This is a genomic window from Nocardia sp. NPDC020380 (assembly GCF_044386975.1).
Taxonomy (GTDB): domain Bacteria; phylum Actinomycetota; class Actinomycetes; order Mycobacteriales; family Mycobacteriaceae; genus Nocardia.
Genome location: NZ_JBIRVQ010000011.1, coordinates 206192 through 221913, shown reverse-complemented (window position 1 = coordinate 221913; position 15722 = coordinate 206192). Strand labels below are relative to the sequence as shown.

Sequence of the window (15722 nt, the reverse complement as noted above, 5' to 3'; positions counted from 1 at the left end):
ATCAAGCCAGCAATCGGCCGCTGGATCTTCCGCCGGCGGCCGATCGCTCGCAGGATGGGTTGATGACGACCCTCCCGCCCTCCACCCCGTTCCCGGCCGCCGTGCGGGATCAGTTCGCGCCCACGGTGACCTACCTCAATGCGCCCAGCTGCGGCCTGCTGCCGCGGTCGGCCGCGGCGGCGCTGGCCGCCGCGGATCTGCAGCGCGTGACCGGAGAGTTCGATATCCCGGGCGTCGATGCCGTGGTCGACGAGTGCCGGGCCGTGTTCGCGCGGCTCTCCGGTTTCGAGACCCGGCAGGTCGTCATCGGCTCGCAGGTTTCGCAGCTCATCGGATTGATCGCGCAGAGCCTGCCCGCGGGTGCGCGCGTGGTCGTGCCGCAACACGAATTCACCTCTGTGTCCTGGCCTTTCCTGGCGCGGCCGGATCTCGACGTGCGCGAGGTGCCGCTATCCGAGCTGGCCGCCGCCATTCGTCCGGGTGATGCGGTGGTGGCCGCCGCGGTGGTGCAATCCGCCGATGGCGCGGTCGCGGACATGCCGGCCGTGGTCGCCGCCGCGCGGGCCGCGGGCGCGCGCGTGCTGTTCGATCTGAGCCAGGCGGCCGGCTGGCTGCCGGTGCACGACCATGGCGCCGACTGGGTGGTGAGCGTCGGCTACAAGTGGCTGCTGGGTCCCAAGGGCACCGCGTTCCTGGCCGGCACCGATGCCGCGCTGGATACCCTGCGACCGCTGGCGGCGGGCTGGTACTCCGGCTACAACCCGTGGGAGACCTGCTACGACGCCCCGCTGCGGCAGGCCGAGGACGCCCGCCGCTTCGATGTCTCCCCGGCGTGGACCATGTGGATCGGCCAGCGTGCCGCCATGGCGGTGATCGGCCAGGCCGGGATCGAGAACATCCACCGGCACGATGTCGCCCTCGCCGACCGGCTGCGCAAGGGACTCGGTCTGGCGGAGGGCAATTCGGCCGTCGTCTCGCTCGAGATCACGCCCGAGGCGCGGGAACGCGTGCGCGCGGCGGGCATCGTCGGGGCCGTGCGGGCGGGGCGGCTGCGGCTGGGCTGCCACCTCTACAACACCGAGGACGATATCGACCGGGCCCTGGACGTGATCACCGGATAGGTTGGGACACAGGCGGATCAGACCGGCCGGAAGCCCGCGCCCACACTGTTACCGGCGTCGACGGCCGCGCGCACGGTATCCCAGGACACCGCGAAGGTGGGCGTGTGCACCGGGTTGTTCGGATCGGAGCAACTGAACCGGGTCGACTTCAGGTCGTTGATCAGCGGACCCGACACCAGGCCGACCAGCCGATCGCCCAGCACCAGCGGTCCACCGGAATCGCCGTAGCTGGAACAGGCCTGATCGAGGAATCCGCCTGGGCCGGAGGCCCATACGACGCCGCACGCATCGCCCATGGTGCGCCCGTCCTGGCACACCACGTCCCAGGCGCCGGCGGACGGCCCGGTGCTCGCGATGGTGGTGGCGCCGACCGTGCGCAGCGGGATGACCTTGGCGGGGTCGAATCGGATTACCGCGTAATCGATTTCCGTATCCGAACTGACCACCGTGCCGACCACCCCGGCATCGGGGAACTGCTCGCCGGTGACCGGCGTCCCCTCGGCGGCGCAGTGCCCGGCGGTGAATCCGACCAACCGCCCGGCATTGTCGTAGCCGATGGTGGTCAGGCTGCACTTGGTCGCCTTGCCCAGCACGATCCCGGATCCGCCGCCGAGCGCCGCCTGCGTATCCCCGGGCGCGGCATGCGCCGCCGGGGAATCGAGCAGCGCCGGCGCCTCGAACAGCCCGAATGCGGCGACCGCCGCCACCGGGGCGACCCAACGACGAAATCCGAGCATGTGGAACCACCTGTCCGAGTCGTACGGCGTGAGTTGCCTTCAGCTTGCCACTTGCGCGGCAGATCAAACGCCACAGCGCGCTAGGTCACAGTGCTGGGCGATTGTGCGGCGGAGAACGGTGACCGATGGTAGCTGGCCGCGGGACTCAGGTCGGCCAGATGGGGCGTTGCGGGCAAAGGCATCGGCCTGCACGCGTGGCGAATCGCTCCAGAACATGACCTGCCGCTGTGCGGTCGTATACCGCGGCCAATTCGCGCCCGGATCGCCATCGGCGATGAACGACACCCAGGCTTTGTGGATCGAATTCGCCAGGGACTGCGGGGGATTGTCGCCGGCCACCTTGGTCACGCCCTCTGCATGCAGCAGATCGAAGGCGAAGGGAATGTCCAGGCAGTGGAAGGACATGCCCGCCACCTTGGGCGCTGTTGACGCCCAATCGAATTCGTACAGCCACGTGGGCTGATCACGGCTCGCCCGGAATTCGGCGATGCGATAGGACGGCGCGCGCAACAGCGCATCGCTCTGGGCCTGACCCGCGAGCTCGGCCGCCGACTTGCCCGGATAGGCGGCGCGGAACGCGGCGGCATCGGGGAAGCCGAGGGCCGCGAGGGCGGTCGGCAGGGTGGCATCGGTGACGGGGAGGTTCCGGCGGCCGCCCCACCCGCCCCCTCCTCCTCACCCCCACCCGAGCCCTCACCATCGCCGTCCAGATCACCGCCGAACACCTCCGAGCAGCAGTAGCCGACCTCGCCGGAAACCTCCTCTGGCGCACCGAAACCCACCACCACAACGCCCCCGGCACCCCCGAAGCCATGGCCACCGCCGTCGCGGAGATCGTGACCCGCGCGGCGGCTGCTGTGCCGACGTTCACCCCCGCACCGGAGCGTGCCGACGGAGCAGGTGCCCGCGGCCCCGGAAACCCGAGTGCGGCAGTGCCGATCACGGATCGGCCGACGACTCCGACGGCGTTGGAGAGCGTGGTGGTACGGGTGGTGGTGGCGATGCCGGGGCCGGTACTGGACGATGCCGCGCAGACCGTCGTCGCGGCAGCGGATTTCGGATGGTCGGGGCCGGTGCGGTTGGGGGAGTTGATCGCGGCGCGGGTGGTTGGGCTGGACTGCCCGATCGACGTGGTCAATGACGGGAATGCGGCTGCGCTGGCGGAATATCATGCGCGGCCCCGAGTTCGGCGCGGGTTGGTGTTGATCGAAGCCGGGACGGGCATCGGCGGTGGCGTCGTGCTGGATGGGCGGATCCATACCGGTGTGCATGGAATTGCCGGGGAGCCGGGTCATATGCCCGTCTCGTTCGACGGCCCGGAATGCTTCTGCGGGGCCCATGGCTGCCTGGTCGGCTACGCCGGGCCGGAGGCCGTGCTCGATGCGGCGGGATTGGGCGGTGTCCTCCGCCAGGAAGGATTGGACGCGGCCGCGATTCGGCTGCTCGACGCGCTGACTTCGGGTGAGCCGCGGGCGTCGGTCGCGATCGAGGTGGCGGGGCGCGCGCTCGGCGCGGCCGTATTGTCCATCACCGCGCTGCTGGACGTCGAAGAGATCGTGCTGGGCGGCCTACTGGCGCAATGGTTTCCCTGGCTCGGGCCGGAGCTGGAGCGACAGCTGGCCGGACGCCGCGCACTGGCGCCCGCCCTGGATATCGAGATCGCTCCCGCCATCCTGGATGCGGACGCCATGCTTCATGGCGCTGTCGAATTCGCCCGCCGCACCGTCATCTCCGACCCCTCGGCGGTTCCCCTCCTGACGGTGCGGCGGTGAATTCTGCCCACCGGTCAGCCGGTGGGAGCCACGAAGAGCAGGACGACCAGCACCGCGCAGGTGACGGTCGTGTAGGTGGAGACGGCCCAGCGGCTGACGTGCCGGGTGCCGGTGCGGATATTGGTGAGGGTGAGGGCGCGGAATTCGCCGTAGCGGTTCTCGTGGCCCTCGGCGAAGGCCGGATCACCCACGTGCAGATCGGTGCCGAAGAGCGGCAGGAAGTGCAGCGTCCAGCGGGCGCCCGAGTCGTCGGTGATGCCGAGCCGCATGCCCTTTCGCATCCGGACGGGGGCGACGCGGCCCGCGGTGCGGGCCAGCGGGCGTATCCCCGAACGGGTGAGCAGGTAGACGATCGCCGCGGCGGCGGCCACGCCGCCCAGTGTCGCACCCAGGATCGGATGCGACAGCCGGGCGATGTCCTCGGCCACCACGGCGGCCGCCGCGATGACGAACCAGAACGGTTGCACCACGGGCATTCCCATCGGTTGCGGATCGCTGGTGACGATCCCGATCAGGCTGGAGCGCCGGTAGCCCGACGCGGGTAGTGGAAAGGCGGCGATCCGGGCCAGTGGCCGGGCGCAGCCGCGGCAGCGCCGGGCATCGCTCAGATTGGTCCAGCCGCAGCGGAAACATCGTTCGGTGGTGTCGGCATACATGGTTTCCCCCCTTGGAACTTCCGGTCACCGCGATCGGCCCGGCGTGGTTCCCGATTGCGGTGCAGTTCCCGCTCCGCCATCCGGAGAGCCAGTCGCAGAATGACTTCCGGCAGCGTCAGTTCCAGTTCTTCGGCATGCAGTGCGGCCACTTCCAGGGCGAACGGGTCGTCGGCGGCCGTGGGGTCGCTGAGCATCTCGTCCAGGATCATCGCTGCGCGTGCCTGCTCGAAGGTCAGTTCCCGATCTTCCAGCCAGCTCACTGTCCAGCTGAAAGTCGTTGTGCAGAAGGCGACTTCGGGTGTCTTGTCGCTCGTGATGAACATCGGGTCGTCGAAGAAAAGGACCATGGCGGGGCACCTCCTCGGGATGCCGGGCCACTCGTGGTGGCGTGGCACCAATGATAATCCATATCATTGGTGCCTAGCTAGGATCGTTATCTGCTTACGATGTATCTCGCAGTGGATGATTCTGGCATTGGTAACACTCTTGTGTTGCTGGGGCTGCCGATGCGGCGCTGTTGACACATCGTGCTTAGGATGGTGGGAGCCCTATCCAGGCGTATCACTGCGAAATCATGATGGGAGGCGCAGCATGTCTCACTCGACCACGAGCGACGAGGAACAGGTCGGGGAGCTGGTTCGCCGACTGCGCAAGGAGCGCGATCTCACGCAAGCGCAGCTGGCCGAGCGGGTCGGTTGCTCGCGCAGCCTCATACAGCAGATCGAGAACGGTACGCGCGTACCGCCTCTCGGACTGCGCGAACGCCTGAGCTCGGCCCTGGGCGAACAGCTACCGGTCGCCGACGGGGACGCCGATATCGTCGGCAGCGACCTCCGCATGCGATTCAATATCCTGCTGGGCAAGGACTCCGAGGTGATCGAACGCGTGCTGGCCATCGCCCAGCGCCTGGTCGACCTCTCGGCGACCCGCGACGAGGTGGCCCCGCTGCGCGAAATCGCCGAACGCCAGCTGGACCGCGCCGAAGAACTCATGGACCAGATCGCCAGCGGCACCGTGACCGTGCAGGACTGGAACACCATCAACGACTGGCTCACCGTCCTCGACGGCACCAGCAGTTCGGTGCGCACCATCCACACGGTGAACATCTCGACCATCAGCGGCCCCACCGGCGACAACTACAACGACCGCCTGATCGCCCTGGCCCGCGCCGGCGTCTCGGTGCAACGCGTCTACGTCCTGGACACGATCACCGACGCCATCCCGCACGAGGACCGCCTCTGGGATCAGGCCCGCGCCGGCGTCGAAACCATCCTCGTCCCACGCCGCTACGCCCCCCGCGCCCCCAGCGTCCTCATCTTCGACGACGCCTACGTCGCCAAGGGCGAATACGAGATCCAAGGCCGCGAACGCATCGCCTCCCGCATCTCCTCCCTCCGCCACGAGGTCCAGTTCGAATTGCGCCGATACAACGACGTTTACGAGCTCGGCGATGCGGGCAGAGCCGTGCGAGTGGAGACCTTGATCGCACAGGAACCGCTGGCGAGCCACCGCGCCGGCGAACTCGGCGACGGGGATTGCCGGGCCTTGTTCCGCGAAGTGCTGGCACGCGAATGGGTACGCGTCGGCGGCGAGCTGCCACCCGAGGGCAGCCTGATGATCGAAGGTTCGTGATGACCGATACCCTCGCCGCGTGACAATCATCGGCGTACCGGCCGAGACCGCCGCGCGGGAACGCCGCGTCGCCTTGACGCCCGTGGACGTGGCACGGTTGTCGGCTGCCGGGTTCCGCGTGGTCGTGGAGCAGAGCGCGGGCTGGCGGGCCGATTTCACCGACGCCGCCTATCGCAAGGCGGGCGCGGTGGTGGTGACGGGCCCCGCCGCCGTCTTCGACCTGGCCGACATCGTGGCCTGGGTGAAACCGCCTGCCTACGAACTGGATTCGATGCCACTCCGGCGTGGCCAGCTGCTCGTCGGCTTCCAGGACCCGGTCTACCGTGCGGCCGGCATTGCCGAGCTCCGCGCCCGCGGCGTGGAATCGATTGCCTTCGAACAACTCTCACCGACCCGCGACGACCTTGCGGCCGCGCCTCCGCACGCGGCGGGCGGCGATGACCGAGTGCCCGGCGCCCGCCTCGCATCCGATACGGCGCAGGCCGCCGCCCGCCTCGCACCCGGCGCAGGCCCTGTTGCCGCTGATCCCTTGCCTCGCGGTGGTCACCTCGGAGGAGGGAGCGCTGACAGCGTCCTCGGCGACGGTCGCCTCGCGACCGGTGGCGGTCACCTTGCGCCGCGCGTGGATCCGATGTCCGTCATGAGCATGATCGCCGGTGACGTCGCCTATCAGGAGGGCCGCGCGCTGTTGCGGAAGGAGGTCGGTGCCCGCCGGGTGCGCACTCTGGTGCTCGGCCCCGGCAAGGCCGGTCTCGCCGCTGTCGGCGCGGCTGTCGCGGGCGGGGACGAGCCGCCGATCGTGCTGGGCCGCCGCCCGGATCAGTCCGTCGTGGCGACTCGGCACGGTGCGGGCGAGTTCCGCGTGGGTCCCGATGCGGCGGCGGTCACCGAGATCATTGCGACCACCCACCCCGATCTGATCATCTGCGCTGCGGGACGTGGCAGCCGGGCGCCCGTGCTGCTGGACGAGTCGGGATTGCGGGCGCTCGCGCCCGGCGCGGTGGTGGTCGATCTCGCCAAGAAGGCGGGCGGCAACTGTGTGGAGACGCGGGCCGACGACACGGTGGAACTGACGAACGGCGTGCGGGTGACGCATCGGTCGAACTATCCGGCGTCGCGGCCGCACGCGGCCAGCAAGGCCTATGGCGCTGCGGTTGCCGCACTATTGCCGGAGCTGGCTCGAGCGCTGGTTCCGGAGACGCCGATCGGACACAGTCGGAGATTCGCCGATCTTGCCGCCCGGGGTGGTTCGATACCGGAATGGACCTTCGCGGAACCGTTGATGGCCTCGTACCAGAACTGAAGGAGCTGCTCGGACGGCTGGTTTCGATCCCGTCCATTGCGTTCCCCGAGTATCCGAAGGAGAACGTGCAGCGGGCGCACGATCTCGTTGCCGATGAGTTGCGGAAATCCGGGGTGGATGACCTTCGGGTATTGAATCTGCCGGATACCTCGCCGGTGGTGTACGGGCGGATTCCGGCGCCGCCGGGAGCGCCGACGGTGCTGCTGTACGGGCATTACGATGTGCAGCCCTCGGGGGATGAAAGTCTCTGGAACACACCGCCGTTCACGCCCACCGAGAAGGATGGGGCGATCTACGGGCGCGGGGCCGCGGACTGCAAGGCCAATGTGGTGGCGCATATCGGGGCGCTGCGCGCCTTCGGCGGTAAGCCACCGGTCGGGGTCACCATCGTGATCGAGGGGCAGGAGGAGTACGGGTCGGTCTTCGACGACTATCCGGCGGAACAGCCGGACCTCTTCAAGGCCGATGCGCTACTCATCTGCGATGCGGGCAATATCCGCGCTGGGACACCGACATTGGTGACCGCGCTGCGTGGCGTGGCCGATGTGTTCGTGGAGGTCCGCACGCTGGCCGCACCGGTGCATTCCGGCCAGTTCGGTGGCGCCGCACCGGATGCGCTGCTGGCGCTCATCTCGGCATTGGCCACGCTGCACGACTCGGACGGCAATGTCGCGGTGCAGGGCCTGCGGCGTGACGACTGGAAGGGCGCGAACTACACCGACCAGGAGTTCGCCGAAATCACCGGCATGGCACCGGGAATGCCGCTGCTCGGCACCGGGCCGATCGGCGAGCGCATCTGGTACGGCCCGGCCATCACGGTCATCGGATTGGATGCCCCGCCGGTGAAAACCGCTGCGTCCGCGGTGGTTCCGTATGCCAAGGCCTATCTCAACGTGCGCGTACACCCGGAGCAGGACCCGGTAGAGGGCCAGCGTGCGGTCATCGAGCATCTGAAGAAGGTGAAGCCGTTCGGCATCGACCTGACGGTCACCGGCGGCGATGTCGGCTCCGGATTCGCCGCGGGCACAGGAGGTCCCGCGTACGCGGCCATGCGCGATGCCATGAGCAAGGCGTGGGGGACCGAGACCGTGGACTCGGCCATGGGCGGATCGATTCCGCTCACGAATTCCATGGCGGCCGCCAATCCCAGCTCCGAGGTGCTCATGCTCGGCGTCGAGGATTCCAAGTGCAATATGCACGGCTTCAACGAGCGGGTCCTGGTGAGCGAGCTGGCCAATGTGGCGCTGGCCGAGGCCGAGTTCTTCCAGCTCTTCGCGGATCGGATGCGCAAATGAGCGGGACCGAGACCGCCGAAGCGGCTCCGAAACCGGCGCAGCACAAGAAGAAGCGCGGCTTCCCCTCCACGTACACGATTCTGGCCGGCGTCACCCTGGCGGTGTGGCTGGCGGCCTTCGTCATTCCGCCGGGCGCGTACCGGATGGACGACAAGGGTCATCCCATCGCGGGCTCGTATCACCGCCTGGACCAGACGAAGAACTTCGTGGAGCGGCTGCGCGATCTGTTCCTCGCTCCGGTCAACGGCCTGTACGGCATCGAGGACGGCAAGACCGGTCAGGTCGCCCCGGATCTGTCGGGTTCGCTCTACGGCGCCGCGGCCGTGTTCCTGTTCGTGCTGGCGGTGGGCGCGTTCATCACCGTCGCCTTCGCGACCGGCGCCCTGGACAGCGGTATCGGCCGGCTGGCGTACAAGCTGCGTAAGCGTTCGTTCCTGCTGATCGTCGGCATCATGGTGGTGTTCGCGGTGGCGGGCACGGTGGAGGGTTTCGCCGAGGAGACGCTGGGCTTCTACGCGCTGCTGGTGCCGTTGACGCTGGCGCTGGGCTACGACCGCATGACCGCGGTCGGCGCGATCATCGCGGGAGCCGGTGTGGGCGTGCTGTGTTCGACGGTCAACCCGTTCGCCACCGGTACCGCGTCGTCGGCGGCCGGTATCGCCATCGGTGACGGCATCGTGCTGCGCCTGGCCATGCTGGTGGTGCTCACCATCGCCACCGTCGGCTATGTGCTCTGGTACGCGCGCCGGGTGAAGGCGGATCCGGGCAAGTCCTGGTCCGGCTGGCAGCCGGGTGATCAGGACGTGAAACCCGAAGACCACGAACCGGATCCGATGACCCGCCGTCAGGTGCTGGTGCTGTGGCTGGTCGGAATCACCTTCGCCTTCATGATTTTCGCGATCATCCCGTGGGGCACGGTCATCAAGGGCCCGGACGCGAGCAAGTACCCGTGGGAATTGGATTGGTACTTCCCGGAACTCACCGCGCTGTTCCTGGTGGGCGCGATCGTGGTGGGCCTGTGCGGCGGCCTCGGCGAGGCGAAGATGTCCGAGCAGATCGGTAAGGGCTTCAGCGATTTCGTGGGCGCGGGCTTCGTGATCGTGCTGGCCCGCGGCGTCACGGTGATCATGAACAATACGCAGATCACCAGCACCGTGCTGCATGCGCTGGAGGGTGTGGTCACCGGTACGTCGTCGGCGGTGTTCGCGGTGGCGGTGTTCCTGGTGAACATTCCGCTGGCGTTCCTGATCCCGTCCACGTCGGGGCATGCGACGCTGGCCATGCCGATCATGGCGCCGCTGGCCGATTTCGCGAATGTGCCGCGCTCCCTGGTGGTTACCGCGTGGCAGTCGGCGTCGGGCTGGGCGAATCTGGTGACTCCGACCACGGCGGTGGTGACGGGTGGTATCGCGCTGGCGAAGGTGCGCTACGACCGGTACGTCAAGTTCATCGTGCCGCTCATGGCGATTCTGTTCGTGCTCATCTGCGTGTTTCTGGCGATCGCCGCCTGGATCGGCTGAACCGGTCCGGGCGGCGACCGCCGTCGCCTCAGGTCAGCTGCACGACCGCGGTGGCGCGGCCGAAGATCTTGCGTCCCTCGTGCATTGCGGTGAGCGCCACGGTGGCGGTCCCGGCTGCCGCATCGATCGATTTGATCTTGCCGGTGTACTGCACGGTGGTCGGCTCGTCGGCCGGGACGTAGACCGGGGTGCTCATTCGCACGCTGTACTGCTTCAGCCCGCCGGGGTCGCCCAGCCACGAGGTCACGAAGCTCGCGCCGTAGGCCATGGTCAGAATGCCGTGCGCCACCACGCCGCGTTCCAGGCCGACCGCGTGCGCCGCACCGGTGTGCCAGTGGATGGGGTTGGAGTCGCCGGCCACGCCCGCATAGCGGACGAGGTCGCCGATGGTGAGAGTCACCGCGCGCGAGGGCAATTCGTCGCCCTGGCGGATCGAGTCCAGCCGGGGTGTGTGCGGGCTCCGGTAAGAGGCGAATTTCGGTACCCAGCCCGGGATTTCGATCAGGCGTGGCGAACGCTCGGCGATGATGTCCGTCCCGCGGTGCAGGATGTCCTGGATCAGCCGGGTGGCCGCGACGTTCTCCTCGGTCTGCCCGGAGCGGGTGATCACGCTGGTGGCTCCGGTGAGCACCGCTTCGCCGTGCTGGTCGGTCAGGACGTTCTCGATGACGAGCATGTCGCCGCCGAAGGCCTGCCGGAACGAGCTCAGCACCATATTGCTGACCAGCCGGTCGCCGGCCAGGATCGGGCGGTGGTAGTCCAGGACCTGATCGGTCTGGACGGACGAGGTGAGGTTGTAGCCGGCCAGCAGTTCGGTCATGGCGTACTGCACGGCCCCGCTGAGCACGGAGGTTAAGGTGGGGGAGGCCAGCAGTGCGGGGTAGCCGAGCGCGGCGGCGGCCTGCTCGTCCCAGTGCGCGGGGTGGTCGTCCAGGACCGCGGTCGCGTATTCGCGGATCTTCTCCCGGCCGACCTCGTATTGCCGGTCGAGCGTGTACCACCGGCCCATCATGGCGTGGGCGTGTTCGACCGGATCGAAGTCCGGGAGGTCGGAGGGCGGTTCGGACGTGGTGTCCGGGGCTTCGAGCATGTGCAAAGCCTTCTCCTTGATCGAGTGACTGACCCGGATTTCCGCGACAGCGTATGACGAACCGCTCGTTCGGTTTGTTGGCCATGCCGTCGGATCCCGGTGGAATATCGGCGGGGGAGGCATGGTTCATTTGGTTGCCATATCCACAAAAATGGATAGCGAGAAAGAGGAGGACCCGTGCAGTTCGGAATCTTCACCGTCGGAGATGTGACCCAGGACCCGACCACCGGCCGCACCCCGAGTGAGGCCGAGCGCATCCAGGCCATGGTCGCCATCGGTGAGAAGGCCGAGGCGGTGGGACTGGACGTCTTCGCGACCGGTGAACACCACAACCCGCCCTTCGTCCCGTCCTCGCCCACCACCATGCTGGGCTACCTGGCGGCCAAGACCGACAACCTCATCCTCTCCACCGCGACCACCCTGATCACCACCAACGACCCGGTGAAGATCGCGGAAGACTTCGCCATGCTGCAGCACCTGTCCGGCGGCCGCGTGGACCTCATGCTGGGCCGCGGCAATACCGGGCCCGTCTACCCCTGGTTCGGCAAGGACATCCGCGACGGACTCGCCCTCGCGGTCGAGAACTACCACCTGCTGCGGCGACTGTGGCGCGAACAGCGTGTCGACTGGGAAGGCCAGTTCCGCACGCCCCTCAACGGATTCACCGCCACCCCCGCACCGCTGGACGGCACCCCGCCGTTCGTGTGGCACGGTTCCATCCGCTCGCCCGAAATCGCCGAGCAGGCCGCGTATTACGGCGACGGGTTCTTCCACAACAACATCTTCTGGAACAAGGAACACACCCAGCAGATGGTGAACCTGTACCGCCGGCGCTTCGAACACTACGGGCACGGCGCGGCCGATCAGGCCATCGTCGGGCTCGGCGGCCAGGTCTTCATGGCCGAGACCGAAGCCGAGGCGAAGAAGTTCTTCCGGCCCTACTTCGACAACGCCCCGGTCTACGGGCACGGGCCGTCGCTGGAGGACTTCACCGAGCTGACCCCGCTCACCGTGGGCACGCCCGAACAGGTCATCGAGCGCACCCTCGGCTTCGCCGACACCGTGGGCGACTACCAGCGCCAGCTGTTCCTCATGGATCACGCCGGACTGCCGCTGAGTGTGGTGCTGGAGCAGATCGAGATCCTGGGCACCGAAGTGGTTCCGGTGCTGCGCAAGGAATTCGAGGCCCGCCGCCCGGCACACGTGCCCAGCAATCCGCCCACCCACGCCGGTCTGGTCGAGGCCGGACCGGATGCCCCGCACCACCTGGTCGAACCCGCCCGCGAGCGCGCGCTCGCCGAAGAGAAGTGAGGGCGAGCGTGAGCCGCAAACTCATAGTGCTGACGGCCGGGCTGTCGCAGCCGTCGTCGACCCGCCTGCTCGCCGATCAGCTCGCCGACGCGGTCTCGTCGGCGGTCGGCGGCCGCGGCGAGAGCCTCGAGATCGAGGTGATCGAACTGCGGGAACTGGCAGCCGATCTCGCCACCACCCTGACCACCGGCGGGCTACCCACGCCCGCCGTGGCGGCGGCGCGCGAAAAGGTCTCCGCCGCAGACGGTTTGATCGCGGTGACCCCGGTGTTCACGGCCGGCTACAGTGGCCTGTTCAAGATGTTCATCGACGTCCTCGACACCGATGCGCTGAACGGCATGCCGGTGCTGATCGCCGCCACCGCGGGCACGACCCGACATGCGCTGGTACTGGATTTCGCCATGCGCCCGCTGTTCACCTACCTGCGTTCGGTGGTGGTGCCGACCGGCGTCTTCGCCGCCACGGAGGATTTCGGCTCCACCGGCCTGACCGACCGGATCCAGCGCGCGGCAAGCGAACTCGCCCAGCTGATCGTCGCCGAGCCGACGGGAGTGCAGGGCTTCCTGCAGGACGAGCCGCCCCGCCACCGCACCTCGGGCAATTCGCTCGGTGAGGTGACGCCGTTCAGCCGGCTGCTCGCCGGTCACACCGGCAACGGCGCCGGATCACATACCCTTCGGTGACTGCTGGGGCATGAACCCGAACATGTACCCCGCCACCCGCCGCATCTGAATCTCCTCACTGCCCTCGGTGATTCGATAACGCCGGTGGTGGCGGTAGATGTGCTCGAACGGCGTGTGCCGCGAGTAGCCGAGCCCGCCGTGCACCTGCATGGCGCGATCGGCGGCCTCGCAGCAGAGCCGGTTGGACCAATAATTGCACATCGACACCTGGGCGGACTGCGTGAACGGGCCGAAATGGTCCATGGCCCAGGCGGTCTTGTGAATCAGGGCGCGCAGCATCTCGCACTGGGTCTGCAACTCGACCAAGGGGAATTGGATCCCCTGATTCACCGCGAGCGGCTTCCCGAAAGTCTTGCGCTCCAGGGCATATTCCACCGACCGGTCGATGCAGAACTGTGCCGCACCGAGACTGGAGGCAGCCTGCCGAATCCGGTTCTCGTTGAAGAAGTGCTGCACCACCGCCAGCCCGCGCCCCTCCTCGCCGAACACCGCACTGTCCGGCACCCGGACGTCGGTGAGCGTCACGTGGGCGTGATCGGTCGGCATATTGAATGTCCAGAGGAACTCGGCGATCTCGAAGCCGGGTGTTTCGACCGGCACCAGGAACGCCGTGATCCCGGTGCCGTCGCCGGGCTTCCCGGCGGTGCGCGCGAAGACGAGATCCGCGCGGGCGTGGTGCATGCCGGAGTTGAAGGTCTTCTCCCCGTTGATGATCCACTCACCGCCGTCGCGCACGGCGGTGGTCTCCATATGGGTGGCGTCGGAGCCGTGCTCGGGCTCGGTGATGCCGAAGCCGAAGAAGGCGGAGCCGGTGGCCAGTTCGTCGATCCACTCGGCTTTCTGTGCCGCGGAACCGTATTCGGCCATCAGCAGCAGGCCCACATTGTTGGCCACGATGGCGTGCTCGTTCTGCAGATCGCAGTGCAGGCCCAGGCCGCGGCGGGTGAGGTGTTCCCGGATCACCGCCATATCCAGGTTGGAGCCGCCGCGGCCGCCGTATTCGACGGGGTAGGCGTAGCGCAGATGCCCGGCCGCGTCGGCGCGCCTGCGGGTTTCGGCGAGCAGGGCCTCCCAGTCGGTGGTGGGCAGGCCGCCGCCCTCCCAGTCGGTGCGGGCGTTCTCCCGGCGGTGATCGAAGAACCTGATGTTGTCGTGGATCTGTTCCAGCGGCACGATCTCGCGCTCGATGAAATCGTCCAGTTCGGCCAGGTACTTCACCAGCTGGTCCGGTAGTTGGAAATCCATGCGGTTCACCTCGATCCGGCGGGGCGGATCTGCATGAGCAGATCCCATTCGATCTCCGGGATGCGGCGGCCACTGGCCGCCATGACGATATTGCGCACGCTGCCGTCCAGATGGGCGTCGGCCTGCGCGGCCAGCATGGCGCCCCAGGCCAGCGTGCAGGCCACCTTCCACCAGCGGAAGCGGTCCTCGTCGAATTCGCCGCCGGCATTGCGGTATCCGTGCACGACCACCGCGCGGCCCGCGAAGCCGCCGAATTCGCGATCGTCCACGCCGAACCGCCACATGCGCAGGGCGGACCAGGCGAGATCGCGCATCGGGTCGCTGTACCGTTGCGCGCCTTCCCAATCCAGGACGGCGGAGATGCCGTCGGGGCCGACGATCAGATTGCCGTTGCGAATATCGGTGTGCACCAGCGTGAGTCGTGCGGGGCGGGCGGGCAGCCGCCGGTGCAGCCAGCGCAGCGCCAGCCCGAACACCGGGCGGTCACCCAGCAGCCGTGACACCGTCGGCTCGACGTCCCGCAGCAGGTCCACGGCCGGGTTGGCGTCGGGCTGGCCGGGCAGTTCGGGGGAAGCGGATTCCGGGTCGATGGCATGCAGGCGGCCCATGAGCTGCCCGAGCTGCTCGGCAATGAGATCGCCTGTCCCGGAAGCCTGTACGAGTCGCAGCACGCGCCGCGGCACCGTCTCGCCGTCCAGCCGTTCGGACAGCATGAACGGTTCCCCGGTGTACTCGGGATCGTCGCAGACACCCACCACGCGCGGCGCGTGCACGCCCCGATCCCGGGCCAGTTCGCGTACCGCGGCCTCGGCAGCGACCGGCAGCTGCTGAACGGCGCTCGGCACCAGGGTCGCGACCAGGCGCAGCACATGATCGCCGGTATCGGCGTCGACGGCGATATTGCGCCGCCGCGCCCCGGCCGAAAGCGGCTGCATATCAGTGATTTTCACGGGGCGGCCGAGTTCCCCGGTGAGGAATCGTTCCAGCCCGGCCGCCAGGTCGGGGGTCATTCCCCCTCCCAGGCGTCGTAGCCGGGTTTGGCGATGGCCAGGTCGGCGCGGACGATCTCGACGAGCGCCGCCCACAGTCCCGCCTCGTCGGCCGGGTCGAGCTGGGCGCGGGTTTCCCGTTCGCGCCGTGCGGCTTCCGGTCCCAGGCGCAGCTCGCGCTCCAGCAGGCGCGCGAGATGCGCGCCGACGCGGGCCTGATGCCGTAACTCCGGTGGTACTGCGGGCAGCAGTGTCTCTTCGAGCAGTTCCGCCAGCGTTGTCAGCAACTCCGTGGCGGTGGGCCGGTACTGCATCCCGCCTCCCTGGTTCGAATCGGCTGATGCCCAGGTCTGTTCGGGATGTTACGG

16 protein-coding genes are annotated in these 15722 nt (G+C 68.2%); 8 read left to right on the top strand and 8 right to left on the bottom strand.

Features of this window, described 5'->3' with window-relative positions; all coding sequences use genetic code 11:
• Positions 1–62 precede the first annotated feature (62 nt).
• Positions 63–1121, top strand: a complete 1059-nt coding sequence (locus ACH438_RS30100; RefSeq protein ID WP_397011245.1) for an aminotransferase class V-fold PLP-dependent enzyme — start codon at positions 63–65, stop codon at positions 1119–1121.
• 17 nt (positions 1122–1138) lie between these two features.
• Here ACH438_RS30100 and ACH438_RS30095 read toward each other — a convergent pair whose 3' ends face one another.
• Together ACH438_RS30095 and ACH438_RS30090 are read right to left on the bottom strand one after the other, a co-directional pair.
• Entirely contained in the window at positions 1139–1858 is a 720-nt protein-coding gene (locus ACH438_RS30095) for a hypothetical protein (protein WP_397011243.1), read from the bottom strand.
• A gap of 63 nt (positions 1859–1921) precedes the next feature.
• Positions 1922–2479 (bottom strand): carboxylesterase family protein, encoded by a 558-nt coding sequence (locus ACH438_RS30090; protein ID WP_397011511.1) that lies wholly within the window; start codon positions 2477–2479, stop codon positions 1922–1924.
• Between the two features lie 191 nt (positions 2480–2670).
• Between ACH438_RS30090 and ACH438_RS30085 the strand changes: the two genes are divergently transcribed.
• Positions 2671–3630, top strand: a complete 960-nt coding sequence (locus ACH438_RS30085) for an ROK family protein (RefSeq protein ID WP_397011241.1) — start codon at positions 2671–2673, stop codon at positions 3628–3630.
• A 14-nt stretch (positions 3631–3644) separates the two neighbouring features.
• Here the strand turns inward: ACH438_RS30085 and ACH438_RS30080 are convergent, their stop codons facing one another.
• Entirely contained in the window at positions 3645–4286 is a 642-nt protein-coding gene (locus tag ACH438_RS30080) for a hypothetical protein (protein WP_397011239.1), read from the bottom strand.
• Positions 4235–4633: a hypothetical protein gene (locus ACH438_RS30075; RefSeq protein WP_397011237.1), complete on the bottom strand. Its 399-nt coding sequence runs from the start codon at positions 4631–4633 to the stop codon at positions 4235–4237. Before ACH438_RS30075 ends, ACH438_RS30080 begins: the two co-directional genes overlap by 52 nt.
• A 244-nt stretch (positions 4634–4877) precedes the next feature.
• Here ACH438_RS30075 and ACH438_RS30070 point away from each other — a divergent pair, with 244 nt between their 5' ends.
• Genes ACH438_RS30070 through ACH438_RS30055 form a run of 4 tightly spaced genes read left to right on the top strand, consistent with a single transcriptional unit; the run spans position 4878 to position 10036 of the window.
• Positions 4878–5918: a helix-turn-helix domain-containing protein gene (locus tag ACH438_RS30070; protein WP_397011235.1), complete on the top strand. Its 1041-nt coding sequence runs from the start codon at positions 4878–4880 to the stop codon at positions 5916–5918.
• Positions 5919–5937: 19 nt separating this feature from the next.
• The gene (locus ACH438_RS30065; protein WP_397011233.1) at positions 5938–7221 is read left to right on the top strand and encodes a hypothetical protein; all 1284 of its coding nucleotides are present in this window, start codon (positions 5938–5940) and stop codon (positions 7219–7221) included.
• Positions 7179–8516 (top strand): M20/M25/M40 family metallo-hydrolase, encoded by a 1338-nt coding sequence (locus ACH438_RS30060; RefSeq protein WP_397011231.1) that lies wholly within the window; start codon positions 7179–7181, stop codon positions 8514–8516. Before ACH438_RS30065 ends, ACH438_RS30060 begins: the two co-directional genes overlap by 43 nt.
• Positions 8513–10036: a YfcC family protein gene (locus ACH438_RS30055; RefSeq protein WP_397011229.1), complete on the top strand. Its 1524-nt coding sequence runs from the start codon at positions 8513–8515 to the stop codon at positions 10034–10036. Before ACH438_RS30060 ends, ACH438_RS30055 begins: the two co-directional genes overlap by 4 nt.
• A 28-nt stretch (positions 10037–10064) precedes the next feature.
• Here ACH438_RS30055 and ACH438_RS30050 read toward each other — a convergent pair whose 3' ends face one another.
• Complete coding sequence (locus ACH438_RS30050) at positions 10065–11126, bottom strand: fused (3R)-hydroxyacyl-ACP dehydratase subunits HadA/HadB (RefSeq protein WP_397011227.1); 1062 nt, start codon at positions 11124–11126, stop codon at positions 10065–10067.
• A 177-nt stretch (positions 11127–11303) separates the two neighbouring features.
• Between ACH438_RS30050 and ACH438_RS30045 the strand changes: the two genes are divergently transcribed.
• A complete protein-coding gene (locus tag ACH438_RS30045) occupies positions 11304–12437 on the top strand; it encodes an LLM class flavin-dependent oxidoreductase (protein WP_397011225.1) in 1134 nt (377 codons plus the stop codon).
• Between the two features lie 8 nt (positions 12438–12445).
• Positions 12446–13120, top strand: a complete 675-nt coding sequence (locus tag ACH438_RS30040; RefSeq protein ID WP_397011223.1) for an FMN reductase — start codon at positions 12446–12448, stop codon at positions 13118–13120.
• Here the strand turns inward: ACH438_RS30040 and ACH438_RS30035 are convergent.
• From ACH438_RS30035 to ACH438_RS30025, 3 genes are read right to left on the bottom strand one after another with little or no spacing between them, the layout of a single operon-like run.
• Entirely contained in the window at positions 13103–14365 is a 1263-nt protein-coding gene (locus ACH438_RS30035; RefSeq protein ID WP_397011221.1) for an acyl-CoA dehydrogenase family protein, read from the bottom strand. The genes ACH438_RS30040 and ACH438_RS30035 overlap by 18 nt on opposite strands.
• Before the next feature lie 5 nt (positions 14366–14370).
• Positions 14371–15375 carry a phosphotransferase family protein gene (locus ACH438_RS30030; RefSeq protein WP_397011219.1) on the bottom strand — a complete coding sequence of 335 codons (1005 nt, stop codon included), beginning with the start codon at positions 15373–15375 and terminating at the stop codon, positions 14371–14373.
• On the bottom strand, positions 15372–15668 hold the full coding sequence (locus tag ACH438_RS30025) for a hypothetical protein (RefSeq protein WP_397011218.1): 297 nt from the start codon (positions 15666–15668) through the stop codon (positions 15372–15374). The genes ACH438_RS30030 and ACH438_RS30025 overlap by 4 nt, the downstream gene beginning before the upstream one ends.
• Positions 15669–15722: the final 54 nt, after the last annotated feature.

Excerpts from the sequence above, each read along its gene's own strand:
- ACH438_RS30100 (WP_397011245.1), top strand. The coding sequence starts at position 63 with ATGACGACCCTCCCGCCCTCCACCCCGTTCCCGGCCGCCGTGCGGGAT.
- ACH438_RS30095 (WP_397011243.1), bottom strand. The coding sequence starts at position 1,858 with ATGCTCGGATTTCGTCGTTGGGTCGCCCCGGTGGCGGCGGTCGCCGCA.
- ACH438_RS30085 (WP_397011241.1), top strand. The coding sequence starts at position 2,671 with ATGGCCACCGCCGTCGCGGAGATCGTGACCCGCGCGGCGGCTGCTGTG.
- ACH438_RS30080 (WP_397011239.1), bottom strand. The coding sequence starts at position 4,286 with ATGTATGCCGACACCACCGAACGATGTTTCCGCTGCGGCTGGACCAAT.
- ACH438_RS30075 (WP_397011237.1), bottom strand. The coding sequence starts at position 4,633 with ATGGTCCTTTTCTTCGACGACCCGATGTTCATCACGAGCGACAAGACA.
- ACH438_RS30070 (WP_397011235.1), top strand. The coding sequence starts at position 4,878 with ATGTCTCACTCGACCACGAGCGACGAGGAACAGGTCGGGGAGCTGGTT.
- ACH438_RS30060 (WP_397011231.1), top strand. The coding sequence starts at position 7,179 with ATGGACCTTCGCGGAACCGTTGATGGCCTCGTACCAGAACTGAAGGAG.
- ACH438_RS30055 (WP_397011229.1), top strand. The coding sequence starts at position 8,513 with ATGAGCGGGACCGAGACCGCCGAAGCGGCTCCGAAACCGGCGCAGCAC.
- ACH438_RS30050 (WP_397011227.1), bottom strand. The coding sequence starts at position 11,126 with ATGCTCGAAGCCCCGGACACCACGTCCGAACCGCCCTCCGACCTCCCG.
- ACH438_RS30035 (WP_397011221.1), bottom strand. The coding sequence starts at position 14,365 with ATGGATTTCCAACTACCGGACCAGCTGGTGAAGTACCTGGCCGAACTG.
- ACH438_RS30030 (WP_397011219.1), bottom strand. The coding sequence starts at position 15,375 with ATGACCCCCGACCTGGCGGCCGGGCTGGAACGATTCCTCACCGGGGAA.
- ACH438_RS30025 (WP_397011218.1), bottom strand. The coding sequence starts at position 15,668 with ATGCAGTACCGGCCCACCGCCACGGAGTTGCTGACAACGCTGGCGGAA.